22 protein-coding genes are annotated in these 23,409 nt (G+C 71.8%); 5 read left to right on the top strand and 17 right to left on the bottom strand.

The window, feature by feature from the left end; translation table 11 throughout:
* The first annotated feature begins 34 nt into the window (after window positions 1–34).
* The 3 genes from trxB (at window position 35) to RMN57_RS35440 (ending at window position 2,471) form a co-directional block, all read left to right on the top strand.
* Window positions 35–1,027 (top strand): thioredoxin-disulfide reductase, encoded by a 993-nt coding sequence (gene trxB, locus RMN57_RS35450; RefSeq protein ID WP_313767401.1) that lies wholly within the window; start codon window positions 35–37, stop codon window positions 1,025–1,027.
* Window positions 1,028–1,097: 70 nt separating this feature from the next.
* Window positions 1,098–1,427: a thioredoxin gene (gene trxA / locus RMN57_RS35445; RefSeq protein WP_313767400.1), complete on the top strand. Its 330-nt coding sequence runs from the start codon at window positions 1,098–1,100 to the stop codon at window positions 1,425–1,427.
* Between the two features lie 48 nt (window positions 1,428–1,475).
* The gene (locus RMN57_RS35440) at window positions 1,476–2,471 is read left to right on the top strand and encodes a DsbA family protein (RefSeq protein WP_313767399.1); all 996 of its coding nucleotides are present in this window, start codon (window positions 1,476–1,478) and stop codon (window positions 2,469–2,471) included.
* A gap of 39 nt (window positions 2,472–2,510) precedes the next feature.
* On the opposite strand, the gene RMN57_RS35435 is transcribed toward RMN57_RS35440, so the two are convergent.
* The 10 genes from RMN57_RS35435 to RMN57_RS35390 form a co-directional block, all read right to left on the bottom strand.
* The gene (locus RMN57_RS35435; protein WP_313767398.1) at window positions 2,511–2,759 is read right to left on the bottom strand and encodes a hypothetical protein; all 249 of its coding nucleotides are present in this window, start codon (window positions 2,757–2,759) and stop codon (window positions 2,511–2,513) included.
* A 52-nt stretch (window positions 2,760–2,811) separates the two neighbouring features.
* Complete coding sequence (locus tag RMN57_RS35430) at window positions 2,812–3,507, bottom strand: FadR/GntR family transcriptional regulator (protein WP_313767397.1); 696 nt, start codon at window positions 3,505–3,507, stop codon at window positions 2,812–2,814.
* Window positions 3,508–3,554: 47 nt separating this feature from the next.
* Window positions 3,555–4,424: an amidohydrolase family protein gene (locus RMN57_RS35425; RefSeq protein ID WP_313767396.1), complete on the bottom strand. Its 870-nt coding sequence runs from the start codon at window positions 4,422–4,424 to the stop codon at window positions 3,555–3,557.
* Between the two features lie 82 nt (window positions 4,425–4,506).
* Entirely contained in the window at window positions 4,507–5,160 is a 654-nt protein-coding gene (locus tag RMN57_RS35420) for an LUD domain-containing protein (RefSeq protein WP_313767395.1), read from the bottom strand.
* Window positions 5,157–6,638, bottom strand: a complete 1,482-nt coding sequence (locus tag RMN57_RS35415; protein WP_313767394.1) for a lactate utilization protein B — start codon at window positions 6,636–6,638, stop codon at window positions 5,157–5,159. The genes RMN57_RS35420 and RMN57_RS35415 overlap by 4 nt, the downstream gene beginning before the upstream one ends.
* Entirely contained in the window at window positions 6,635–7,387 is a 753-nt protein-coding gene (locus tag RMN57_RS35410) for a (Fe-S)-binding protein (RefSeq protein WP_313767393.1), read from the bottom strand. The genes RMN57_RS35415 and RMN57_RS35410 overlap by 4 nt, the downstream gene beginning before the upstream one ends.
* A complete protein-coding gene (locus tag RMN57_RS35405) occupies window positions 7,388–8,344 on the bottom strand; it encodes an aldo/keto reductase (protein ID WP_313767392.1) in 957 nt (318 codons plus the stop codon). It abuts the gene before it with no gap.
* 38 nt (window positions 8,345–8,382) lie between these two features.
* Window positions 8,383–9,156, bottom strand: a complete 774-nt coding sequence (locus RMN57_RS35400; protein WP_313767391.1) for an SDR family oxidoreductase — start codon at window positions 9,154–9,156, stop codon at window positions 8,383–8,385.
* Complete coding sequence (locus RMN57_RS35395; RefSeq protein WP_313767390.1) at window positions 9,153–10,493, bottom strand: L-fuconate dehydratase; 1,341 nt, start codon at window positions 10,491–10,493, stop codon at window positions 9,153–9,155. The genes RMN57_RS35400 and RMN57_RS35395 overlap by 4 nt, the downstream gene beginning before the upstream one ends.
* Window positions 10,494–10,504: 11 nt before the next feature.
* The gene (locus tag RMN57_RS35390) at window positions 10,505–11,356 is read right to left on the bottom strand and encodes a fumarylacetoacetate hydrolase family protein (protein WP_313767389.1); all 852 of its coding nucleotides are present in this window, start codon (window positions 11,354–11,356) and stop codon (window positions 10,505–10,507) included.
* A gap of 234 nt (window positions 11,357–11,590) precedes the next feature.
* On the opposite strand from RMN57_RS35390, the gene nagA reads away from it, so the two are divergent.
* Entirely contained in the window at window positions 11,591–12,763 is a 1,173-nt protein-coding gene (gene nagA, locus RMN57_RS35385; protein WP_313768070.1) for an N-acetylglucosamine-6-phosphate deacetylase, read from the top strand.
* A gap of 79 nt (window positions 12,764–12,842) precedes the next feature.
* Here nagA and RMN57_RS35380 read toward each other — a convergent pair whose 3' ends face one another.
* From RMN57_RS35380 to RMN57_RS35365, 4 genes are read right to left on the bottom strand one after another with little or no spacing between them, the layout of a single operon-like run.
* Window positions 12,843–13,685, bottom strand: a complete 843-nt coding sequence (locus RMN57_RS35380) for a class II fructose-bisphosphate aldolase (RefSeq protein ID WP_313768069.1) — start codon at window positions 13,683–13,685, stop codon at window positions 12,843–12,845.
* Window positions 13,574–14,638 (bottom strand): 1-phosphofructokinase family hexose kinase, encoded by a 1,065-nt coding sequence (locus tag RMN57_RS35375; protein ID WP_313767388.1) that lies wholly within the window; start codon window positions 14,636–14,638, stop codon window positions 13,574–13,576. The genes RMN57_RS35380 and RMN57_RS35375 overlap by 112 nt, the downstream gene beginning before the upstream one ends.
* Entirely contained in the window at window positions 14,635–15,552 is a 918-nt protein-coding gene (locus RMN57_RS35370) for an ROK family protein (RefSeq protein WP_313767387.1), read from the bottom strand. Before RMN57_RS35370 ends, RMN57_RS35375 begins: the two co-directional genes overlap by 4 nt.
* 37 nt (window positions 15,553–15,589) lie before the next feature.
* The gene (locus RMN57_RS35365) at window positions 15,590–16,462 is read right to left on the bottom strand and encodes an SIS domain-containing protein (protein WP_313767386.1); all 873 of its coding nucleotides are present in this window, start codon (window positions 16,460–16,462) and stop codon (window positions 15,590–15,592) included.
* A 555-nt stretch (window positions 16,463–17,017) separates the two neighbouring features.
* Between RMN57_RS35365 and RMN57_RS35360 the strand changes: the two genes are divergently transcribed.
* Window positions 17,018–18,025 carry a LacI family DNA-binding transcriptional regulator gene (locus tag RMN57_RS35360; protein WP_313767385.1) on the top strand — a complete coding sequence of 336 codons (1,008 nt, stop codon included), beginning with the start codon at window positions 17,018–17,020 and terminating at the stop codon, window positions 18,023–18,025.
* Between the two features lie 94 nt (window positions 18,026–18,119).
* On the opposite strand, the gene RMN57_RS35355 is transcribed toward RMN57_RS35360, so the two are convergent.
* The 3 genes from RMN57_RS35355 to RMN57_RS35345 all read right to left on the bottom strand — a co-directional run bounded on the left by RMN57_RS35355 (window position 18,120) and on the right by RMN57_RS35345 (window position 23,398).
* On the bottom strand, window positions 18,120–20,582 hold the full coding sequence (locus RMN57_RS35355) for an RICIN domain-containing protein (protein WP_313767384.1): 2,463 nt from the start codon (window positions 20,580–20,582) through the stop codon (window positions 18,120–18,122).
* Between the two features lie 90 nt (window positions 20,583–20,672).
* Entirely contained in the window at window positions 20,673–22,556 is a 1,884-nt protein-coding gene (locus RMN57_RS35350) for a DUF5107 domain-containing protein (protein WP_313767383.1), read from the bottom strand.
* Window positions 22,553–23,398, bottom strand: coding sequence for a carbohydrate ABC transporter permease (locus RMN57_RS35345; RefSeq protein ID WP_313767382.1), 846 nt, complete (start codon window positions 23,396–23,398; stop codon window positions 22,553–22,555). The genes RMN57_RS35350 and RMN57_RS35345 overlap by 4 nt, the downstream gene beginning before the upstream one ends.
* Between the last annotated feature and the right edge of the window lie 11 nt (window positions 23,399–23,409).

The following is a 23,409-nucleotide window of genomic DNA, read 5'->3' as shown; positions in this document are numbered from 1 at the left end:
CCGCAGCCTCGCGACCTATCAGGAGGCAATCGCCTTGAGTACCCCCATTCGTGACGTGATCATCATCGGTTCCGGCCCGGCCGGCTACACGGCTGCGCTCTATACCGCCCGTGCCTCCCTCAAGCCGCTGGTCTTCGAGGGCGCCGTCACCGCCGGCGGTGCGCTGATGAACACCACCGAGGTGGAGAACTTCCCCGGCTTCCGGGACGGCATCATGGGCCCCGAGCTGATGGACAACATGCGGGCCCAGGCCGAGCGGTTCGGCGCCGAGCTGGTCCCGGACGACATCGTCGCGGTCGACCTCACCGGCGACGTCAAGACCGTCACCGACTCCGAGGGCAACGTCCACAAGGCCCGCGCCGTGATCGTCACCACCGGCTCCCAGCACCGCAAGCTCGGCCTGCCGAACGAGGACAAGCTCTCCGGCCGCGGCGTCTCCTGGTGCGCCACCTGCGACGGCTTCTTCTTCCGCGACCAGGACATCGCCGTGGTCGGCGGCGGCGACACCGCCCTGGAGGAGGCGACCTTCCTCTCCCGCTTCGCCCGCAGCGTCACGATCATCCACCGCCGGGACACCCTGCGCGCCTCCAAGGCGATGCAGGAGCGCGCCTTCGCCGACCCGAAGATCCGCTTCGAGTGGGACAGCGCGGTCGAGGCGATCCACGGCGACCCGAAGCTGACCGGCGTCACCCTGTGCACGGTGCCGAAGGACGGGGGCACCACCGGCGACACCCGCGAGCTGGCCGTCACCGGCCTGTTCATCGCGATCGGCCACGACCCGCGCACCGAGCTCTTCAAGGGCCAGCTGGAGCTCGACGCCGAGGGCTACCTCAAGGTCGACGCCCCCTCCACCCGGACCAACGTCCCGGGCGTCTTCGGCGCCGGCGACGTCGTCGACCATACCTACCGCCAGGCCATCACCGCCGCCGGCACCGGCGCCGCCGCCGCGCTGGACGCCGAGCGCCACCTCGCCGCGCTGGACGACCTGGAGGGCAAGGCCATCGCCCTCGTCGGCGCCACCGCCTGACCGAACACCAAACCACTCACCCCGGACCACCCGACTCATCCGGGTCACCAACAGATCGAGGAGATCCCCCATGCCCGGCACCACCATCACCGCGACCGACAGCAACTTCGAGGAGCTCGTGTTCCAGAGCGACAAGCCCGTCCTGGTCGACTTCTGGGCCACCTGGTGCCCCCCGTGCCGGATGATCGCCCCCACCCTCGACCAGATCGCCGCCGAGCACGGCGACCGCCTGACGGTCGTGAAGGTCGACATCGACAAGAACCCCGCCCTCGCCACCCAGTACGGGATCATGTCCATCCCGACCCTGAAGGTCTTCACCGGCGGCAAGGCCGTCAAGACCATCGTCGGCGCCCTGCCCAAGGACCAGCTCAAGCGGAACCTCGCCGACTTCATCGGCTGACCGCCCCGCGCGACAAGCAGGAACCCCGGAGAGGACATGAGGGCGAGGATGCGCATCGAGATCTGGGCGGACGTGGTCTGTCCCTGGGCGTACATCGGCAAACGCCGGCTGGAGACGGCGCTCGCCAGTCCGGCAATGTCCGCCCGGGACATCGAGGTCGTCTGGCGCCCGTACCTGATCGACCCGACCGCCCCGGCTGAGGCCGTCCCGATGGAGCCGGCCCCGCGCGACCCGATGGTCGACGACGCCGCAGGTCGATGCGCCGTCGACGCGCCGACCACGGTGAGCCCGGGGACGGCTGACGACGGGGTGCCCGTCTCACGAATCGCAGCCGCAGAAGGGCTGGGGCCGAACTGGGGCGCAGCCTGGCGATCCAGCAGCCACGACGCCCACCGCCTCCTCGCCCTCGCCCACGAGCACGGCGGCAGCACACTGCAGGACACCGTGACCGAGCACCTGATGCGGGCGCATTTCGTCGAGGGGCAGGACATCAGTGCGCGCGACACGCTCCGGACCCTTGCGATCACCGCCGGATTCGCCGAAGCCAGCGCGCTGCTCGACACCGACGCAGCCGACCGCACCGTCCGGGAGCTCCGCCTGATCGGCAAGGCCCGGGGTATCAGGACCTCCCCGACGATCGTCGTCGGAGACCGGGCCCTGGCCGGCGCCCAACCACCCGACGTCATCGCCGACTTCCTCGCCACCGCGAGCCCCGCACGGGACGCGCCCGAGGAGGTCGGGCGCCTGCGGTACGCCGAATCCCTCCTGGACCTACGCGACCCGCTCGGAGCGCTCACCCTGCTCCGACCGCTGCTCGATGAACACGGCGACGACCTCAACGTCCGACGCCTCGCCGCCCGCGCGTACTTCACCTCCGCCCAGCTCGGCCGCGCCCTGGAAGCCCTGGAACAACTGGTCGAGGACCTGCCGGACGACTCCTACCTCCGGCTCATGCTCGGCCGCACCCTCCAGCGCCTGGACCTGCACGAACAGGCCGCTCCGCACCTGAAGATCGCTGCCGCCATGACACCGGAGTTCGCCTGACCGGCGGCCGCTCCGACACCGGCACCCACGACTGCCAAGTCACAGCACCGGCACCCGCACCCGCACCCGCACCCGCACCCGCACCCGCACCCGCACCCGCACCCGCAAGGACACCGCACCATGACCAGCCCCCGCCCCGCCACCATGCCTGCCGTCGGATACCTCACCAACCTGTCCGTCGAGGACCCCGAGAGTCTGCTCGACCTCGAACTCCCCGTCCCCCAGCCCGGACCGCGCGACCTCCTGGTCCGGGTCGAGGCCATCGCGGTCAATCTGGTGCGACGACATCCGTGTGGCGGGGCCTGTCTTGACCGCCCCGCCCCGCACCTTCCCGTCAGGCTCAGTCGAGCTCTGAGACCGCCGCACCGAGGGTGCCCCGCAGCCACTGCTCGACCTCGCCGACGTGCACCGTCGCCCAGGCCTGGGCGAGGTCGGGCTGTCGGGCGGCGACGGCCTCGTAGATCGCCCGGTGCTGCTGCCAGGCCCGCGCCACGGCGCCCTCCTCCACCCGGCCGCGCCACAGCCGGGCGCGCGCGGTCGGAGCGGAGAGGCCCTCGATGAGGGAGCAGAGCACGGCGTTGCCCGAGCCCGCCGCCAGCCTGCGGTGGAACTCCATGTCGTTCTCGATCAGCGACTCCAGCGAGGTGTCACCGTCGAGCCGGTCCAGCAGTTCACCGAGTGCGGCGATGTCCTCGTCCGGCATCACCCGGGCGGCCATCGCGGCTGCAGCCGGTTCCAGGATCCGCCGGACCTCCAGGAACTGCAGCACCGTGTCGTCCTGCTGGAGGTCGACGACGAACGACAGCGCGTCAACCAGCAGCTCTGGCTCCAGGCTGGTCACGTACGTGCCGTCGCCCTGCCGTACGTCGAGCACCCGGATCAGCGAGAGCGCCTTGACCGCCTCGCGCAGGGAGTTGCGGGACAGACCCAGGCGTTCGGCCAGATCGGGCTCGCGCGGGAGCCGGGAGCCCGGGCGGAGCTCACCGCTGACGATCATGGCCTTGATCTTCTCGATCGCCTCGTCGGTGACAGGCACGCGCGCTCGCCTCTCTCGTGACCGTGTTCGGGTCTGTGCAGGATAGGTCATACCCGGGAGGGCCGCCTGAGGCCGTAGACACGGACCGCGCTGTCGTGGAACAGCACGTCCTTCTCGGACGGACTCAGTCGGTCGGTGAGGCGGTCGGAGAGGTCGACGACCTCGTCGTAGCCGGCTTCGAGCGTGCAGACCGGCCAATCCGAACCGAACAGCAGGCGGTGCGGTCCGAAGGCGTCGAGCACGGTGTCGGCGTAGGGGGCGAGATCCGCAGGCGCCCAGGCTCCCGGGGCGGCCTCGGTGACCATGCCGGAGAGCTTGCACACCGTGTTGGGCAGGGCGGCCAGGCGGCGTACGTGGGCGGCCCAGAGGTCGAGGGTGCCGGTGGCGATCGGGGGCTTGCCGAGGTGGTCGAGGACGAAGGTCAGTCCGGTGTTGCCGGCGGCCGCGATGACGGCGGCGGGCAGCTGGTGAGGCTTGACGACCAGCTCGTAGACGAGGCCCGCCCGCGCGACGGCGAGAAGCCCTCGGAGGACGTCCTGACGCAGCAGCCAGTTGGGGTCGGGCTCCTCCTGGACCTGGTGGCGGATTCCCACCAGCCGCTCCCCGCCCGGGTGTTCACGCAAGGCAGCGATCCGGTCGGCGACATCGGGCGCTGTCAGATCGGTCCAGCCGACGACCCCGGCCACCAGGTCGCTGCCGGCCGCGAGGGCAAGCAGTTCCGGGGTCTCTTCGGGGACGCAGACGGTCTGGACCACGACCGTCCCCACGACGCCGGCCGCACGGGCCTCGACCGCCAGGTCCGCGACGGTGAAGGAGCGGGCGAGCGGGGCGAGGGCCTCGCCGGTGATCCACGGCTGGGGGCGTACGGCGAGGTCCCAGACGTGGTGGTGGGCGTCGATGATCGGGCGGGTGCTCACAGCTGCCACAGCACCGGCAACACGGTGTCGGCCTCGTACTCCTCGATCCGGTCCTCGCGGACGCGGGTGTGCAGGGCGGTCCTCATGGGTGCTGCTCCGATTGGGTGGGGTCGACGATGACGACGTCGAGGGTGCGGGGGCCGTGGACGCCTTCGACCCGGTCGAGCTCGATGTCGCTGGTGGCGGACGGGCCGGAGACGAAGGTCAGCGGCCGGGTCGGGTCGAGGCGGGCGATGGCGTCCGGGACGTCGGCAGCGATCTGCTCGGCTCGGATGACGCACAGGTGGTAGTCGGGTACGAGGGTGAGCGCGCGGCGGCCCTGGCCGGGGCCCGCGTCGAGGACGATCGTGCCGGTGACGGCGATGCCGGCGGCGGCCAGCGTGATCGCCCCGTCCAGTGCGTCGAGGGCGGGGACGTCCAGAGGCTCCGGGTGCCATTCCCAGGGGCCGGGCGGCAGCACTTCGACGGGGAAGGCGCCCGGCAGTGCCAGGCGTTCGACCCCGCGCGCGGCGAGTGCGGCGGCGATGGCACCGTGCAGGCCCTCCCGGTCGGTGCGGGTGACGGTGGCGCGATAGTCGGCGACGCGCTCGGCGAAGAGCGCCACCCGGTCTTGCCCGGGCTCCAGGTGCGACCGGCGGTACTCCCGGGGTACTGGCACGTCCTCCGGGTCCTCTGCGGGCGGGACGTCGGCGAGGGCGGCGCGGATGCGGCCGAGGACGGTCTCGCGGCTGGTCACCGCTCCCCTTCCTTGTTCTTGCGCCACCACGTACGGAACGACTCGGCAGGCGGCGCGGGGGTGTCCCGGGTGTCGGACCAGCCGTGCAACGGGCCGGGAATCCGGCCGATCCGCCCTCGCCGGGCGAGGGCCCGCCCGCCGAGGCTCGCTGCCTTCTGGGCAGCGGCGAGCAGGTACGGGGAGTCGAGGACGGTCGCGGCGGCCTTCATCGCGACCGCCTCGGCGGTGGGAAGGCGTTTGGCGGACCGCTCGGCCTCGACGGCCTCGGCCCGCAGATGGGCGAGCACGTCCGGAATGTCGATCTTCACGGGGCAGGCGTCGTAGCAGGCCCCGCAGAGAGTGGAGGCGAAGGGCAGGCTTGCCGCACTGCTCTTGATGTCACTGCCGACCCCGACGAGCTGCGGGGTGAGGACGGCGCCGATCGGCCCTGGGTAGACCGAGCCGTAGGCGTGGCCGCCGGTGCGTTCGAAGACCGGGCAGACGTTGAGGCAGGCGGAGCAGCGGATGCAGGCGAGGGCCTGGCGGCCGACGGTGTCGGCGAGGGTGTCGGTGCGGCCGTTGTCGAGCAGGACGAGGTGGAAGGCCTTGGGCCCGTCGCCGTCGGTGGTGCCGGTCCAGCTGGAGGTGTAGGGGTTCATCCGCTCGCCGGTGGAGGAGCGGGGCAGCAGTTGCAGGAACACTTCCAGGTCGGTCCAGGTCGGGACCACCTTCTCGATGCCCATGACGGTGATCAGGGTCCGCGGCAGGGTGAGGCACATCCGCCCGTTCCCCTCGGACTCCACCACGACGACCGTGCCGGTGTCCGCGACCGCGAAGTTGGCGCCGGAGACGGCGACCTTCGCGGTGAGGAACTTCTCGCGCAGGTGGCGGCGGGCCGCCTCGGCGAGTTCGGCGGTTTCGTCGCTCAGGCCCTCGGGGGCGGGCTGTCCCCACTCCCCCATCCGGGAGGCGAACAGGTCGCGGATCTCGGTGCGGTTCCGGTGGATCGCGGGGACGAGGATGTGGGAGGGCCGGTCGTCGCCCAACTGCACGATCAGCTCGGCGAGATCGGTCTCGTAGGCGGTGATCCCGGCCCCGGCGAGGTGCTCGTTGAGGCCGATCTCCTGGGTCGCCATGGACTTGACCTTCACCACCTCCGTCTCGCCGGTGGCCCGGACCAGCTCGGTGACGATCCGATTGGCCTCGGCCGCCTCGGCGGCCCAGTGCACGGTGCCACCCGCCGCGGTCACGGACTGCTCCAACTGCAGGAGGTAGCGGTCGAGATGGCGCGCGGTGCGTTGCTTGATCGCGGCGGCCGATTCGCGCAGCGCCTCCCAGTCGTCCAGCTCCGTGGCGGCGGCGAGGCGCTTGTCGCGGATGGTGCCGGTGGCGCGCTTCAGGTTGGCCCGCAGCCGGCTGTTCTTGAGTGCCTCGCGGGCGGCGTCGGGGAAGGCCGGCGAGCCTAGCCAGACGACGCCGCGCTCGGTGTTCGCGCTCACCGCACGGCTCCTTCGGTGATTCCCTCGGTGGCGGCGAGGATCTCGGCCAGGTGCACGGTCCGTACGGTGCTGCCCTGGCGGGACAGTCCGCCTCCGATGTGCAGCAGGCAGGAGTTGTCGGCCGCGCACAGCACCTCTGCGCCGCTGTCCAGGACTCCCTGCGTCTTGTCGGCGAGCATCGCGGCGGAGGTGGCGGCGTTCTTGACGGCGAAGGTGCCGCCGAAGCCGCAGCAGGACTCGGCGGCGGGAAGGTCGACCAGGTCGAGATCCTCGACCGCGCGCAGCAGCCGCAGCGGCCGGTCGCCGAGCCGCAGTCCGCGCAACGAGTGGCAGGTCGGGTGGTAGGCGACCTTGTGCGGGAATCGGGCGCCGACGTCCGTCACCCCGAGGACCTCGGTGAGGAACTCGGTGAACTCGTGCACCCTGGGCGCCACTTCGGCCACCTGAAGCTGAAGCTCCGGGCTTCCGTGCTGCGCGGCGAGGACGGGGTGGCTGTCACGGATCATGCCGGCGCAGGACGCGGAGGGGGTGACCACCGCGTCGTACTCGGCGAAGGTGCGGGCGAAGCGCGACACCAGGGGGACGGCTTCTGGGCGGTAGCCGGTGTTGAAGTGCATCTGCCCGCAGCAGGTCTGCTCCTGCGGGAACTCGACCGCGTGGCCGAGCCGCTCCAGGACGGTCACCACGGCCCGGCCCGTACCGGGGAACATCGTGTCGTTGAAGCAGGTGATGAACAGGGCGATCCGCATCTACTCCGCCTTCCCGGGGGTCGGGACGCCTTCGGGGAGCAGCCCGCGCCCCTTCAGGTCCACCCACAGCGCTTCGGGGACACGGCGGTTGAGCATCACGGCGGCGTCCCGCACCTCCGTGGCGCTGCGGGCTCCGACCAGAACGCTCGCGACGGCCGGGTGCCCGAACGGGAAGCGCAGCGCGGCGGCACGCAGCGGCACGCCGTGCCGCTCGCACACCTCCTTCAACTGCAGGGCCCGGTTGAGAAGTTCGGTTGGGGCGACGGTGTAGTCGAAGGTGGCACCGGGCTTCGGGTCGGCGAGCAGGCCGGAGTTGAAGACCCCGCCGACCACTACCCCGACGCCGCGCTCGGCGGCCAGCGGAAGCAGCTCGGCGAGGCCGTGCTGGTCGAGCAGGCTGTACCGGCCGGCCAGCAGGACGGCGTCGATGTCCGTCTCGCGGACGAATCGGACGAGCAGGTCGGCCTGGTTCATTCCGACGCCGATCGCGCCGAGGACGCCCTCGGCGCGCAGGCGTTCCAGCTCCGGGTACGCCTCGGCCACGGCCTGGTCGGCATGATCGTCGGGATCGTGGAGATAGGCGATGTCGATCCGGTCGAGGCCGAGCCGGTTCAGGCTCTCCTCGATCGACCGGCGCACGCCCTCGGCGCTGAAGTCCCAGCGTCGACCATGGGTTGCGGGGACGGCGAAGCCGTCGGCGAGGTCGTCGCCCTGGGCTCCCGGGGTCGGCTCCAGGAGGCGACCGACCTTGGTGGAGACGGTGAACTCGTTCCTCGGGAAGCCCTGGAGTGCGTCGCCGAGCCGCCGCTCGGACAGGCCGAGGCCGTAGTGCGGCGCGGTGTCGAAGTAGCGGACGCCCGCCTCCCAGGCGGCGACGACGGCCGCCTCCGCCTGGTCGCCGCTCACTTCGGTGAACAGGTTGCCGATCCCCGCCGCGCCGAAGGCGAGTTCGCTCACCCGGACAGGACTGCGCCCGAGACGGTTGTGACGCAGGCTCACGGCTTGGGCTCCGGCTCGGGCTCGGGTCGCATCCGCAGGCCGGCCATGCCGCCGTCGACCGCGAGGGCGGTCCCGGTGGTGCCGGCTGCAGCCGGGGAGGCGAGGTAGGCGATGGCTGCGGCCACCTCCTCGGCCGTGACCAGCCGGCCGGTGGGCTGCCGGCCGTTGAGTGCGGCGCGCTCGGCGGCCGGGTCGTCGGCGGCGTCCAGTAGCCGACCGACCCACGGGGTGTCGACCGTGCCGGGGTTGACGCAGTTGACGCGGATGCCCTCGCGGACGTGGTCGGCGGCCATGGCCAGGGTGAGCGCCAGAACCGCGCCCTTGCTGGCCGAGTACAGCGCCCGCTGAGGCAGGCCGGCGGTCGCGGCGATCGAGCAGGTGTTGACCACCACGGCGTGCGAGGAGTGACGCAGGTGGGGCAGGGCGGCCCGCGTGGTGCGGACGATGCCGAGGACGTTGACGTCCAGCACGCGGTGCCACTGCTCGTCCGGGTTGTCCTCGACCGTACCGGCCGCGCCGATGCCGGCGTTGTTGACCAGGATGTCGATGCCGCCGAGCGCCTCGGCCGCGTCCGCGACGGCCAGGCGGACGGAGCGGTCGTCGCTGACGTCGGCGGTGAAGCCGCGCAGCGGGGCGGGGGCGCCACTCGGGTCCAGGTCGAGAACGGCGACGTCCGCACCGCGCTCGGCGAGCAGGTGGGCCGTGGCCAGGCCGATGCCGGAGGCACCGCCGGTGACCAGGGCGGTCAGACCGCACAGGTCGGTGGTCATGCGCGCTCCTTCGTCCCCGTGGCGGCCAGGTCCGCGGCCCAGAACGCGCCGTCGGGGTAGCGGTAGGTGTCGATGGCCGCCCGGTGCATGGTGGCGGAGAACCCGGGCGCGGTCGGCGTCCGGTAGCGACCACCGTGGATCCGAGCCGGGTCGACGAAGTGCTCGTGCAGGTGGTCGGCGAATTCGATCGCACGGCCCTCGGTGCTTCCGGAGAGGGCGACGAAGTCGAACATCGACAGGTGCTGGACCAGCTCGCACAGGCCCACGCCGCCCGCGTGCGGGCAGACCGGCACGCCGAACTTTGCGGCGAGCAGCAGCACTGCGAGATTCTCGTTGACGCCACCGACGCGGGTCGCGTCCAACTGGAGGAAGTCGATCGCCTCGGCCTGGAGCAGCTGCTTGAAGACGATCCGGTTCTGCACGTGCTCGCCGGTGGCGACCTTGATGGGATGGACCCCGCTGCGGATGGCGGCGTGGCCGAGGATGTCGTCCGGGCTGGTGGGCTCCTCGATCCAGTACGGGTCGAACTCCGCGAGCGCCTTCGTCCACTCGATCGCCTCGGCGATGTCCCAGCGCTGGTTGGCGTCGATCGCGATCCGGATGTCCGGCCCGACGGTTTCGCGGGCGGTGCGGCAGCGGCGGATGTCGTCGGCCAGGTCCGCACCGACCTTGAGCTTGATCTGGGTGAAGCCGTCGGCCACCGCCTCCCGGGCGAGGCGGACGAGCTTCTCGTCGGAGTAGCCGAGCCACCCCGGTCCGGTCGTGTAGGCCGGGTAGCCGCGCAGCAGCAGCCGGGACGCACGATCGGCGGCGCCCTCCTTGCCCTGGCGCAGCAGTTCCAGCGCCTCGCCGGGGGTGAGCGCGTCGCCGATGTGACGGAAGTCGATCTGGGAGACCAGCCACGCGGGGTCGGCGTCGGCGAGCAATTGCCACAGCGGCTTGCCTTCGCGCTTGGCCGCCAGGTCCCAGACGGCGTTGACGACGGCGCCGATGGCCATGTGCATCACGCCCTTCTCCGGGCCGAGCCACCGCAGCTGGCTGTCGCCGGTCAGGTCGCGGTACAGCGATCCCGGATCCGCGCACAACTCGGCGACCGGCCGGCCGACGACGTGGTCGCGCAGCGCGTCGATGGCCGCGACCTGGACGTCGTTGCCGCGCCCGATGGTGAAGGTGAAGCCGTGGCCCTCGTGGCCACCCGCCGAGGTGCGCAGCACGACGTAGGCGGCGGAGTAGTCGGGATCGGGGTTCATCGCATCCGACCCGTCCAGTTCCCGCGAGGTGGGGAAGCGGATGTCGTAGGTGTCAACGGCGGCGATCCGCGTGGTGGTCACAGACACGTTGATGCCTTTCACGCGTTGACGAAGGTCTGGCGCTGGGCGCCGAGGCCGTCGATGAACAGCTCGACGGTGTCGCCCTCGCGCAGGTAGGGGGTGCCGGGCAGGCCGAGGGCGACGCCGGCCGGGGTGCCGGTGTTGATGACGTCGCCGGGGCGCAGCACCATGTACTGACTCAGGTACCAGACCAGGTGGGCGACGTCGAAGATCATGTTCTTGGTGTCGCCGTCCTGCCGCACCTCGCCGTTGACGGCGAGCCGCAGACCCAGCGCCTGGGGTTCCGCGATCTCGTCCTGCGTCACCAGCCAGGGGCCCAGCGGGTTGAAGGTCTCGCAGGACTTGCCGAGGTCCCACTGGGCGGAGTACTCGAGCTGGAACTCGCGCTCCGAGACGTCGTTGCTGATCGCGTAGCCGGCGATGTGCGCGGCCGCCTCGGCCGGGCTCGCCAGGTAACGGGCCTCGCGCCCGATCACGACCGCGAGCTCGACCTCCCAGTCGGTCTTCACCGACCCGCGCGGGATCAGTACCCGGTCGTACGGCCCCACCACCGTGGACGGGTCCTTCATGAACACCACCGGGCGTTCGGGAACGGCGGTGCCGGTCTCCTCCGCGTGGTCACGGTAGTTGAGCCCGACACACACCACCTTCCCGGGCCGCGCAACCGGAGCACCCACGCGCAGGCCCTCGGCCTCCATCACGGGCAACGCCCCGTCCGCGAGAGCCGCCCGCACCCGCTCGACCCCGCCCGACGCCAGGAACGCTCCGTCGATCTCCTCGGTCACCGCCGACAGCGCGTACGTCCGGCCGTCCTCGGCGAGTACGACCGGGGTCTCCGCCCCGGCTGCGCCGATCCGCATCAGCTTCATGTCCACCTCCTGTCGAGGCGCGCCGACTCGACCACCGACGAGCACAGACATCGGATGAATCGGAGCGCGCCCATGACCATACGGTCCAGCACCCCCCAGCACAAGAGAGCCATCCGGTGTCCGATAACACGAGTAATCGAACGGAGGGTAAGCCTGCGGGCCTTGCTCGGGATCTGACGCAATCCTATGATTCACAGTAGTCAGTCATCCGATGTTTACCTAGAGGAGGCCGTGATCGTCAAGGACCGTACTGCACTGGCCGGTGCCCGCCTGGTCCTGCCCGGCGGCGTCGTCGAGGACCACCGCATCGCCGTCGAGGGCGAGCGCATCGCCCGCCTCGGCGGCGGCGCCGAACCCGGCGACCTCGACCTGACCGGGTACACCGTCGTCCCCGGCTTCGTCGACCTGCACGTCCACGGCGGCGGCGGCTCCTCCTACACCTCCGGCATCGCCGAAGAGGCCGTGGAGGTCGCCCGCACCCACCTCGAACACGGCACCACCACCACTGTCGCCTCCACCGTCACCGGCGAGATCGACGACCTCACCCGCCAGGCCGCCGTACTCTCCGAACTCGTCGAGGACGGCGTGCTGGCCGGCATCCACTTCGAAGGCCCGTTCATCTCCCATCATCGCTGCGGCGCACACCGCCCCGACCTGCTCCGTGACCCCGACCCGGCCCTCGTCCGCAAGCTGGTCGACTCCGCCCGCGGCCACGCCAGGATGGTCACCCTCGCGCCCGAACTGCCCGGTGGACTCGCCTCGGTGCGGATGCTCGCCGACCTCGGAGTGATCGCCGCCGTCGGCCACACCGACTCCGACTACGCCACCACCCTCGAAGCCATCGACGCCGGCGCCACCGTCGCCACCCACCTCTTCAATGCCATGCCCGGCATCGCCCACCGTGCCCCCGGCCCCATCGTCGCCCTCCTCGAAGACGAGCGCGTCACCGTCGAGCTGATCAACGACGGCGTCCACCTGCACCCCTCCGTCCTCGGCCTCGCCTACGGCACCGCCGGCCCCTCCCGGGTCGCCCTGATCACCGACGCCATGGGCGCCGCCGGCATGCGCGACGGCCGCTACCCGCTCGGCCCCCTCCAGGTCGAGGTCAGGGACGGCGTCGCCATGCTCACCGACGGCAGCTCCATCGCCGGATCCACCCTCACCATGGACCGGACCTTCAAACGCTCCGTGACGGTCAGCGGACTGACGCTCCAGCAGGCCGTCGAGTCGCTGTCCGCCGTCCCCGCCCGGCTGCTCGGCCTCGCCGACCGGGTCGGCACCCTGGAGACCGGAAAGCTCGCCGACCTCGTGGTGGTCGACTCCGACACGTACGACCTGGTCGCCGTCATGCGCCGGGGCCGGTGGGTGCGTGGCGCCGAGAGGTTCCCCACCGTCACACCCGCCTGAACAACGGCCGCGGCTGCCCGTCCCCCGGCGGGGAAGGGCAGCCGTTCCGTGTCTTGCCCTGCGAAAGGGCGGGCACCGCTCAGGGAGCGGTAGCCGCCCCGTCAACCAGGTGGGGCACGGTCAGAATCCCCAGCAGGCGCGCCACCTCCTCCGACACGGCATCCCGGCCGTCACCCAGGTAGGCCCGGGTGTCGACCAGGGCGGCGTCGGCCGCGAGGCGGACGCGGACGGCCGTGGTGAAGGCCTTGTTGAGGTGGGTCGCAATGTTGATCTTCGTCATGCCGTGGGCGACCGCCGCCGCCAGGGTGTCGTCCGACGCCCCGGAGGAGCCGTGCAGCACCAGCGGCACCGGGACTGTCGTACGCAGCGCGGCGATCAGGTCCAGGTCGAGGCTCGCCGTGCGCGTGAGCATGGCGTGCGAGGTGCCGACGGCGACGGCCAGCGCGTCGACCCCGGTGCGTGCGGTGAACCCGGCCGCCTCTGCCGGGTCGGTCCTGGCCCCCGGGGCGTGGACCCCGTCCTTCCCGCCGACCTCGCCGAGCTCGGCCTCCACCCAGACACCCGCCGCGTGGCACAACCGCACCACGTCGACCGTGGCCCGCACGTTCTCCTCGTACGGCAGCACCGACGCGTCGAACATCACCGACCCGAAGCCCAGCCGGACCGCTTCCTCCACCAGTGCCCGCTCGGTGGCATGGTCGAGGTGGACGGCCACCGGCACACCTGCCGCCCGGGCCACCGCCAACGCCGCGGTGCCGATCGGGGCCAGGCCGCCGTGATAGCGCACGGCGTTCTCGCTGATCTGCAGGATCACCGGTACCCCGGCGGCCTCGGCACCGGTGACGATGGCCTCGGCGTGCTCAAGCTGGATGACGTTGAACGCGCCGACGCCGAACCCGCCTCCGGCTGCGGGCGCGACGATCTCTCCGGTTCCGACCAGCGGCATGGTTCTCCTTGAGGTTGCGCCGGGTCGAGGTCCTCGATCCGGACGAGGTTGAGCAGGTGCTGATAGACGTCCGGGTCGAAGCGGCCGGCCTGCGGGGCCAGCACCGTGGCAGCGGACAGGGCGGCGGCGCGGCGCAGCCGGTCGGGCCATGGCGCGCCGTCGGCCAGGCCGAGAGCGAGGGCGGCGACCGCCGAGTCACCAGCGCCGGTCGGATTGCCGGCCAGGGCCTCGGCCGGGCGAGCCCTCCAGCAGCCCTGGGCCGTGAGGGCGAGCAGGCCGTCCGGGCCGAGCGAGGCCACCACCGCCTCCGCGCCGGCGGCGCGCAGACGTTCGGCACCCTCGACCGGGTTCCGGGTGCCGGTCGCGGCGGCCAGTTCGGCCGCGTTGGGCTTCACCACGGCCGGGCGGGCAGGCAGCGCGGCGAGCAACGCCGGGCCGTCCGCGTCCAGCACGGCCGGGACGCCGTGGGAACGCGCCCGCTCGACGAGGCTCCGGTACGCGCCGATCGGGAGTCCGGGCGGCAGGCTCCCGGACAGCACGGCGACCGAGGCGCCGGGCAGCAGGTGTTCGTAGTGGGCGAGGAAGCGCTGCCACTCCCGCGGTGAGACCTCGGGCCCGGGTTCCAGGAGCATGGTGGTGTCCCGGTCGTCCGCCACGGCCACGGTCCGACGGGTCTCCCCCGTCACCTGGACCAGTTCGTCCGGCAGGCCGGCCCGGGCGAGGTCCGCCCGCACGGCCCGGCCTGCCGCGCCGCCCACCAGGCCGGTGACGGTCGCGGTGTGCCCGAGGGCGGCCAGGACCCGGGCGACGTTGACGCCCTTTCCGCCCGCCTGCTGGGTGACGGTCACCCGGTTGCTGGCGTGGAGATGCAGCTCGGACAGCCGGTAGGTGGTGTCCAGGGCCGCGTTCAGCGTGACGGTCAGGATCACCGGCCGCCACCGTCCAGCAGGTCCTGCGCGAGCAGGGCCGCCCCCAGGCAGCCCGCGCGGTGGCCCAGTTCTGCGGGCACCAGGGTCGGTGCCGGGCGGAACGCGAGTCGTTCGGCGACCGCCGTCCGTAGCGGATGCAGGAACGCTTCGCCGGCCTTCGCCAGGCCTCCGCCGATCACCAGACGGTCCAGGTCGACCAGCACCGTCAGAGCGGCCAGGCCGTCCGCCAACGCCTCGACCGCTTCGCTCCAGATCCGGTCGGCCAGACGGTCGCCCGCTTCGGCTCTGGTCCGGACGTCCTTTGTGCTCAGCCCGGTCTCCCCTGCGGCCCTGGCGTAGCGGCGGGCGATCGCCGACGCCGAGGCCAGCGTCTCCACGCAGCCCCGGTTGCCGCAGACGCACGGCTCCCCGCCGGGGCGCACCACCAGATGTCCCAGCTCGCCCGCGAATCCCCGGTCCCCCGTGAACGGGCGACCACCGAGCACCAGCGCGGCAGCGACACCGGTACCGACCGGGACGAAGGCGAAGTCGGCGCAGCCCCGTCCGGCCCCGAGGCGACTCTCCGCGAGGCCACCGGCCCGGACGTCGTGTCCGAACGCCACCGGGAGGTCCAGGTGCTCGGCGACCCAGCGGCGCACCGGAGTGTCGCGCCAGCCGAGGTTGGCGGCGAGGACGGCGGTGCCGCTCGCCTCGTCCACCAGCCCGGGCACGACGATGCCGGCGGCCTGCGGCTTCGCCCCCCGGCGGACGGCGCGGGCCACCAACTCGTCCGCGCACCGCAGCACCGTGTCGATCACGGCGCTCGGGCCGTGCTCAGCACGGGTGTACCACTCGTCGGCCTCGACGACATCGCCGCCGTCGACCACCGAGCCCTTGATGTGTGTGCCGCCGACGTCGAGCGCGATGACGCTCACGATGCCGACTCCCTTGCCTGCGGGAGAGGCGAACGGGTCACGGCTGCTCCAGGACGATGGAGCGGGTCAGGTTGCGCGGCTGGTCGGGGTCGAGGCCCCGGCCGGAGGCGAGCTCGACCGCCAGGCGCTGCGCCCGGATCAGGTCGGCCAAGGGGTCGAGGTCGGACACGGAGACGTGCGCACCGGTCGCCTCGACCTGCTGAACGAGGCCTGTCGGCGGCGCGCCGAAGAACCACACCACGCTTCCGGGGCCGCTGACGCTGATCGGCCCGTGCCGGTACTCCATCGCCGGGTAGGACTCGGTCCACGACGACGACGCCTCCCGCACCTTGAGTGCCGCCTCGCTGGCCACGCCGCTGGTCCACCTCGTACCCAGGAAGGTGAACTGCTTGGCGCCGAGGGCCCCTTCGGGCAGCGGGGCGGTCAGCGCCCGGCTCGCCTGCTCGGGCAGGTCCTGCGGCGCGGCGCCCAGGTGCGCACGCAGCAGGACGAGGGCGGTGGTCGCGAACCTGGTCTGCACGACCGACTTCTCGTCCGCGAACTCCAGCGGCACCACGTGGCGCGCCGCCGCGCCGACCGGGGTGGCCGGGTCGCCGGTGATCGCCACCGTCTCGGTGCAGCGGGAGCGCGCAAGCGCGTCCAGCACCTCGGTCGTCGTACCGGAACGGGTGAGGGCGACGACCCGGTCGTACCGCCGGGCCGCAGGGAACTCGGAGGCCGCGAACGCGTCGGTCTCCCCCAGTCCGAGGGTTTCGCGCAGCGCCGCGTAGGCCTGGGCGATGTACAGGCTGGTCCCGCAGCCGACGATTGCGACGCGCTCGCCGGGCTCGGGCAGGTGCTTCGGAGTCAGGTCGAGGGCACGCTGCCAGCACTCGGGCTGGCTGGCGATCTCCTCGTCGACGTGAGCCATGGGAATCCTCCTGGGTGGTCGTGCAGGTTCGTGTGGAACGGGGCAGGGTGAGGCCCGGGACGGGCACGGGCCCGATGCCGGGTCGTTCCCCCGGGCGGGCCCTGGGCCGAGTCGTCGGCCGCTGCTCCGGCGGCGGGCCGGTGTCCGAGTCACCGGGGCGGCGGCTGGGCCGCAGCCGGCTTCGGCCCGCTTGGTCGACAGGCCGTTGATCAGATCGGACGGGCCGTCCCGGGCCACCAAGAGCACCGATGGCGGCCGGCAACACGGTCGTTGCGCCGACGGGCGACTCCTCGCGAAGGCACGAGAAGCCACGCAAGCGGTTCGCCGGCCAAAGGCGAGGCGCTGGACGACTGGACGATACGGGCTGATTGACCGGTAAATCAAGTAGCCTCGAAGACCGACCTTCTGACTGATGCTCTGATCATTCGACTCGACTCCGAGAGCATGCTCTCGCACCACTCCTAGACCGGGACACGCCCGGTCTTGACGATCTTGCAGCCGCGGGCCTAGCTTGGACGACCAATCAGTTGACCGGTAAATTCGAAGGAACGACTCATGGTGACGATGCAGGACGTGGCCGAACGCGCCGGGGTCACGAAGCAGACCGTGTCCAACGTCATCAGGGGCAGGGGAGCCGTGAGCCCGGCGACCGCGGCGCGGGTGCGCGCCGTTGTCGAGGAGCTGGGGTACACCCCCAACCTGGTGGCCCGCTCCCTGGCCACCGGCGCCACCAGGACGGTGGGCCTGTTCGTCCCCACCGTGGCGGGATCCTTCTACGCCTCCATCGTCGAGGAGGTCGAGGACGTCCTCGACGAGAACGGCTACCACCTACTGCTGTGCACCACCCGCCTCGACGGCGGGCGCGCCAAGCGGCACCTGGCCGGTCTCACCAGCCGCTCGGTCGACGCGCTGCTGATCGCCGGCGACCGGGACCTGATCGACCACCTGCCGCTGCTGGCCGAGGCCTCCTTCCCGGTCGCCCTGTGCGCCTGGGAGACCGATGCCCCCGACCGCTTCCCGATGGTCACCATCGACTACGAGCGGGCCGGCTACCTGGCCGGGCGCCACCTGCGCGAACTCGGCCACGAACGCGTCACCGTCCTCGCCAGCCCCGACCACGCCCCGCGGGTCGCGGGCTTCCGGCGCGCCTTCGCCGCCGACGGCCTGACCGTCCCCGACACCGCCGTCCACCTCGCGCCCGCGCCCACCCCCGCCGGCGGCTTCGCGGCCGCGACCGCTGCGCTGGCCGCCGACCCCGGCACCACCGCACTGTTCGCCACCCACGACGTCCTCGCCCTCGGCGCCCTGGAAGCCGCCCGGGCCGCGGGCCGCTCCGTCCCGCACGACCTGTCGATCGTCGGCCACGACGACAACCCGGAGGTCGGGGCCTCCCGACCGGCGCTCACCAGCGTCGCCATTCCCAAGCGAGAGATGGCCCGTGAGGCGATCGAACTGCTGCTGCGCGCCGTCACCAGGTCAGGCGCCCCGGCCAACTCGATCCAGCTGCTTCGCCCCGAGCTGGTCGTCCGGGACAGCACCGGCCCGGTCGGAGCCCGCGACTGAGTATCGCGAGCGATCCACCCGGTGGATCTCGTCCGGAGCGCGTGGCGGCCCCTCCGGCAAGGTGGTGTCCGGAGGGGCCGCCACGGTCACGGGGTCAGTTGACGGACCATTGCTGCAACGGCGAGTTGGTGTCGGCCTGCTGGGTCACGAGGGCGCCGTTGGCCGTCGAGGCGGTGGTGAGCAGGAGTCCACTCCCGGCCGAGATGACGGTGTAGGAGCCGTTGGCCAGCAGCTTGACGTTCCACCGCTGATTGCTGCTCCCGCTGCACGGCCATTGGACCACTGCGGCGCCGGCGGCGGTGGATCCGCCGCTGACGTCGGCGCACATGTGGGACAGGCCGTTGACGAGCTCGTAGGAGCCGTCCGGCTGCCGGACGAACTGCCACAGCTGGTTGCTGCTGCCGCCGGCGGTCCAGGTGATCATCTGGTTCCCGGGCTCCGTACTGCCGTCGGCATCGTCGAGTGCCTTGCCGCCGGTGACCAGTGAATGGCTCCCGCTGAAGGCGGGGGTGACCGTCCAGGTGAGGGTCACCGAGCTGTTCGCGGTACCGGACGAGGCCGTGAGGACGACGTTGGAGATCCCACCGGTGGTGGGGGTACCGGAGATCAGGCCGGAGGGGCCGATCGACAGTCCGGCGGGCAGGCCGGTCGCCGAGAAGGTCAGCGGCCTACCCGCGTTGTCGGTGGCGGTCAGCGGCAGGGACACCGCGGTGCCGGCGGTGGCCGACTGGTTGCCGGGGTTGTTGAGGACGACCGTCTCGGGGGCGGTGCCGGTCTGGGTGAAGGTCAGGGTCTGCTCGACAGCGGCGCGCCCGCCGCCGACCGTGCTTCCGCTGGTGTCGGTCCAGGTCCGGCCGGGCGTGGTCTCGGCCAGGCGCCCGGAGGTGCCGGACATGCCGATCACCAGGCCGCTGTAGCGGTTGACCAACCGGAAGGTGCCCGGATTCGCGGTACTGGGGACGATCCACCACTGCTGCCCGACCGTCGCGCCGCCGCTACCGGCCGCGGTGACGGTGGGAAGCGCGCCCCAGGCGCGGCCCGCGGAGGCGGCCGAGTTGACGCCCAGCAGCCGGCCGCTGGAGGAGTTGACGACCTGGTAGGAGCCGTCGCCGTTGGCCAGGAAGATCCACGACCTCAGGGCGGAGTTGCCCCCGGAGGCCACCGAGGTGGTCGCCGAGCTGCCGGAGACCTGAGCCAGGACGCGGCCGTTCCCGCTGCTGATCCGGTAGGTCTTGGTGAGATCGAGCGGCGCGGCGGGTGCGGTCGAGTCCACAGTGACGTTGGCGTACTCGCCGGCCGAGGACGCGCAGGCGATCGAGCAGTAGGACCGGAAGGTCCTGCCGACGATCGTGGAGTCGGTGTGGTTCACGTTGTCCAGGAACCAGCGGTACCAGGAACCGGACGTGTAGCTGCCGGAGTCACCGGCCAGGGTCCACTTCTGGGTGGCGAGGTCGTCGGTGACGTAGAAGCGCTGCGGTGCCGTGCCGGAGACGACCTCGGGCTCGCCGATGTACTTGCCCAGGTGGGCGTCGTAGGCGATGTTCATGATGAACAGGTCGGACTTGGCCGGGAGTTGGCCTGCCGCCACCTGCTGGTCCACGGTGCCGGTGTTGGCCGGGTCGTAGTCGTCGGCAACCGGGGTCCAGCCGTTGGGGTTGGCCGTGGTGGCCGGCACCATGTTGCTCTCCCGGCCTCCAACGCCGGGCTGCGACCAGGTGCCGTTGTACCACTTCTGCCAGGTGCCGGCCGCCATCTTCCCCGAGATCGGGGCCCTGGCGACGTGTGCCAGACCGCCGTTGCCGCCGCCCACCCCACCCTTGGGAATGATCCGGGAGCCGTAGTAGACGTAGAAGTACCCGGAGGCGGTGTCGACGAACAGCCGCGGGTCGCCGTCGCCGTAGTCGTACGTCTGGTTGGGGAATGCGGTGGTGTCACCGCGGGTCGTGCTGTAGGGCGAGGTGAGCGCGTGGTCCTTGATGGTCCAGGTCCGGCCCTGGTCGGTGGAGACGGCGTAGTCGATCGAGTCGTAGTGCAAGCCGTCGTTGAACGGCTGCGGGGTGAACTCGTTGTGGACCAGGCCGTACCAGTGGCCGGTGTCGGGGTCGACCCAGGTCCCGACGAGGTCGCAGAAGTTCTTCTGGGAGTAGCCGGAGCCGGCGGGTGCGGCGGTGGCCTGCAGGCCGGTGGGGCTGTTGTTGCACCGCCAGGTGGTGTCGTTGTTCCGGTCCTTGCCGTTGGCCGGGTTGACTGCGTCGCTGATCGGCGACCTGGTGGCGGATTCGAGGTCGGCGCCGGAGTAGAACTCCCAGTTCCGCGGCTCGGTCGCGCCGTACAGGGCGACGGACTGCTGGAACCAGAACGTCCCGTCCTTGTCGATGTACGTGGCGGCCGGGGTGTCGGTGGGGTGGGCGTAGGAGCCGGTCGATCCGACGGAGACCGTGTAGGTCGGGCCGGAAATGGCAGCCGTCGCGGGGGTGGCCACCAGTGCGGTGCCGCCGACGGCGGTGAGGGCGGTGGCGAGCAGTGCGACGGCGACTCTTCGTCGAGGAGCTGACACTGATTCTCCTGTGAGGGGTGGGGGGCGAGGTGCGCGTTCCACGCACCTCGGATGGCCGGCCCCCTGGAGTGGGGTCCAGGGGGCCGGATCTCAGCCTTCCGACATGCGGAAGTCGTAGTGGGGTGGTACGGGTCGGCCCGGGTGGACGGCCAGCCAGAGGGTGTCGAGCGAGACCTCGCCCTCGCGCATGTTGTCGACCCGGATCCCCTCGGCCAGCAGTTCCCTGACGTGGTCGTCGTCGCCGAGGGCGTGTGCGGCCTTGGCCTCGGCCAGTCGGATCCGGCCGTTGCCGCGGACCGCGGCGGGCAGCGGCTCGATGACGGCGAGGACGTCCTTCGGGCGGTCGGCCCGCAGGAGCGCGTCGAGCACCTCGGTGGTCAACTCCCGCAGGTCGGGGCGGAGGATGTGTGCCTCGGCCATCAGGTCCGCGGCTTCGTGCGGCGTGTCGGCCAGGAAGGCCAGCCCTCGGAGGACCCACGGTGACCTCTGCTCGGCGAGCGAGCGCCGCCACGCCTGGCGTGCCGCGTCGGGTTCCCCGTCCGCGAGCCGGATCAGGCCCAGGTGGTAGAGGGCGTGCCAGTCGCTCGCGCTCTCCTCCAGCAGCGCGCGCCACCGTGCTCCGGTGACGGGGGCGGCCGGCGGATCGCTGATCGGCAGGATGCCGGTTGCGAGCAGTTGCCGCCAGGGCTTCTGGTCGACGCCGGGCGCACCGAACGGCAGCAGGGGCGACGGGGTCAATCTGCCCGCCTCGATCTCCAGGGCCGCCCATCCGCACCCCTGCGCCAGGACCTGCTCCGGCTCGCCGAACTCGCCGGCCAGGGCCAGCGCGCGGTCCAGCTGCTCGGCCGGGACGAGCAGGTCCAGGGCGTCGGCGGCGGCCGACCGGGCCTCGCCCCAGGGCCCGTGCACGGCCGAGGGATCGGCTTCGAGCATCCCGTAGGCCTCGACCCAGGACCAGTTCGCACCGGCGGGCATGGGGAGGTGCTCCAGCTGGGTGCGGGCGAGTCCGGCCTGGATCTCCAGGTAGGCGGAGTCGGGACCGGAGAGCCACTCCTGCCAGTGCTTCCCGCCGGTGCCCGTGCCCCAGCAGAACAGCTTGCGGCCGCGCAGTCGGTCGGTGGACGTCTGGACGAGGCCGGTGCCGGTCTCGTCCAGGGCCGCGATCCAGCGGCGCTCGCCGACGGGGACGTCGAGGAAGTAGTCGGCGGCCCGGACGGCCCGGCCGGGGTAGCTGCGGTCCTCGCCCTCGACGGCCGGGAAGGGGACGTGCTTCAGGTCGCTGACGTAGTCGCAGTGGAAGGCGTGGTCGGCCGGGGCGAGCACCCGTACGTCTGCTGCCTCCGGTACGGCGATGTTCGACCACCAGTAGACCGGGGTCTCCTCGGCCGACGGGTTGTGGATGCCCACGTGGACGTACAGTACCGGCGAGCCGGCGGGGAGCCAGGTGTCCATCCGCAGGACCAGGCCGCGCAGGCGCTCGAAGGCGTACATCCGCAGCACCGGGGTGCCGTCCGGGGCGCTCGCACGCACCGCGTGCAGCGGTTCGCAGGTCAGCGGCCAGTGGCCGGTGGTGCCGAGGTTCCACTCCACACCGCCGGCCAGCCAGGCGTCGCGCAGCGCGAGGTTGGCCGGCTGCAGGATCCGGTTGCGGTGGAGCAGTTCACGGCCGGTCGGCCGGTGGACCAGCGACCAGAGGCGGCCGCCGTACCCGGGCAGGAACGTGGCGGTGAGGACGTCGTTCTCCAGCACCACGGTGGGCAGTTCACGCTCCGCACGGGTGCGGCCGTAGGCGTCCTGCCGGGTGTAGGGCAGCAGCGAGTGCGGCGCTCCGTAGGCGAGGTTGCGACGCATCTCGTCGTCGATGCCGACGCCGTCCGCGGTGTACGGGGAGATGCCGTGCAGGACGGGCAGGGTGCCCGCCGGGTCGGCGGCCCCCTCGATCCGCAGGACGTCGGTACGCAGTGTCGAGGTCATTTGCCGATTCCCACGGTCATGCCCTGGATGATCCGCGTTCCCAACCAGGAGAAGAGCGCGATCATCGGGGCGAGGATGATGCAGACTCCGGCGAACATCGTGCCGTAGTCCATTCCGTTGAGCTGCGCGGCGGCGACGAACTGGGAGAGTGCCACCGGCAGGGTGATCTGGTCCTGGCTGTGCGTCAGGACCAGGGCGAACAGCGTCTCGTTCCAGGAGCTGATGAACTGCAGCAGGAACGCGGTGATCAGCCCGCCACGGGCGACCGGGAGCACGATCTGCACGAAGGTGCGGAAGGGCCCGGCGCCGTCCAGGGCGGCCGCCTCCTCCAGCACCGTCGGGATCCCGCTGAAGAATCCCGTCAGCATGAAGACGGTGAAGGGCATCGCCAGGCCGATGTAGACCAGGACCAGGCCGAACCGGGTGTCCGTCAGATTCGTTTGGGCCAGGCCCACGAACAGTGGCACCACCAGCACCTGACCGGGCACGCCGAGCCCCATGGCGAAGGACACCGTCAGCGCGGAGGAGACGCGCGAGCGGCGGCGCGCCAGCGCGTAGGCGCAGGGTGCGGCGATGGCGACGGCGAGGAGGGAGGAGACCACCGCGACGACGACGCTGTTGAGCGCCGCGGGCCCGAAACCGCCGTCCTCGAACGCCCTGGCGTAGTTGTCGAACCGGGGCGGCGCCGGCACCGCGAACGCCTGCTTGAGGATGTCCGAGCTGCCGCGCAGCGACGTCATCGCGATCCAGAGGATCAGCAGGAGGTCCGCCACCACGACGCACCAGACGAGCGCCGTGGCGATCAGTCTCACCGGGCCGGCCGACCCGCGTTGGGTTTGCACGAGCTGTGACC

The sequence above is a fragment of the Kitasatospora sp. CM 4170 genome (assembly GCF_032110285.1).
GTDB lineage: Bacteria > Actinomycetota > Actinomycetes > Streptomycetales > Streptomycetaceae > Kitasatospora > Kitasatospora aburaviensis.
Note: the sequence above shows the minus strand (reverse complement) of the source record. Positions and strands in the feature narration are given on the sequence as shown.